Here is a 1,325-nt window from a genome sequence, read left to right as displayed (position 1 = left end):
CCCACTAGTGTCCGGAGATACATTCTCATTTGAGCGCTAAGTCTTTGTCGTGATTGAATAAATTGGGGTCTCTGGAAGAAATCTATATCGACACGCGCTAAGCAACTCCGGACACTCGCGTTCATTTGCGGGAGCGCGCGATGTTCAAGGGCCAACTGGTATTCGCGCAGTTGTCTGCGCATCTTCCGCGCGATGTCTTCAAGCAGTGCGTTACGCAGTACGCCGGTCGGTATCCGACGCTGAGCTTCTCGCACTGGGACCAGTTTCTTTGCATGATGTTCGCGCAGCTCACATCGCGTGCAAGCTTGCGAGAGATCACGACTTGTCTGCGAAGCCACCCCTCGAAGTTGCACTTTGCGGGCTTTCGCGGATCGATCGCGCGATCGACTCTGGCTGATGCGAACGAAGGTCGGGACAGTCGCATCTTCGAGCAGTTTGCCCTTCACCTGATCGGCATCGCGCGCGCCATGTATTCGCACGACAGTTTGGGAATGCAGTTCGCGCAATCCGTCTATGCGATCGATGCAAGCACCATTGATTTGTGCTTGGGCCTGTTCGATTGGGCGCCCGCGGCCAACTCACGCGCTGGCGTGAAGCTGAACACCATGTTGGACTTGCGAGGCAACATCCCCAGCGTCATTCGCATCACCTCAACGCTGGTGGCGGATGCAAGCTTTCTGGACCATCTGCGACTGGAGGCTGGTAGTTTTTATGTGATGGACCGTGCCTATGCACACTTTGCGCGTCTGGTGAAATTTACACATGCGGCAGCGTTCTTTGTGGTGCGGCCCAAGAACAAATTACTCCATCGTGTGACCGCTTCACATGACCTTGACGCGACCAGTGGCGTGCTGTGCGATCAGTACATCGTCCTGACGGGTCAGCGCACGCGCAAGGACTATCCAGGTGAGATACGACGAATCGAATTTCGTGACACCGAGCGTGATCGCACGCTCGTCGTTCTGACCAACAACTTCGAACTCACAGGGCTGCAAATTGCACAGCTTTACAAGAGCCGATGGCAGGTCGAGCTGTTCTTCAAATGGATAAAGCAACACCTGCGCATCAAGGCCTTCGTAGGTCACAGCGCCAACGCAGTGAAGACACAGATCTGGATTGCCATCAGCACTTACGTACTGGTAGCAATTATCAAAAAGCGCTTGCAGGTCCCGGTCTCACTGCACACGATGCTGCAAATCCTGAGCCTCAATCTGTTCGAAAAAACATCGCTTGAGCACCTGTTGGCTAGCGCCTCAAGTTACGAAGAAAGTGACAGCCCGGTCCTCCAACTACCGCTGCTCTAAAAATCTCCGGACACTAGTGGG

At 54.4% G+C, this 1,325-nt stretch carries 1 protein-coding gene; it reads left to right on the top strand.

Translation table 11 applies throughout. The annotated features are described in order from the left end of the window. Positions 1-140: 140 nt before the first annotated feature. Positions 141-1,304: an IS4 family transposase gene (locus AQ12_RS19635; RefSeq protein WP_048441666.1), complete on the top strand. Its 1,164-nt coding sequence runs from the start codon at positions 141-143 to the stop codon at positions 1,302-1,304. The last annotated feature ends 21 nt before the right edge of the window (positions 1,305-1,325 follow it).

This window comes from Caenimonas sp. SL110, assembly GCF_001044395.1.
Classification (GTDB): domain Bacteria; phylum Pseudomonadota; class Gammaproteobacteria; order Burkholderiales; family Burkholderiaceae_C; genus Ramlibacter.
The sequence above is the reverse complement of the archived record's forward strand: the minus strand, read 5'-3'. Positions and strand labels throughout refer to the sequence as shown.

Coding starts and splice junctions, on each gene's coding strand:
- AQ12_RS19635 (WP_048441666.1), top strand. CDS start 141: ATGTTCAAGGGCCAACTGGTATTCGCGCAGTTGTCTGCGCATCTTCCG.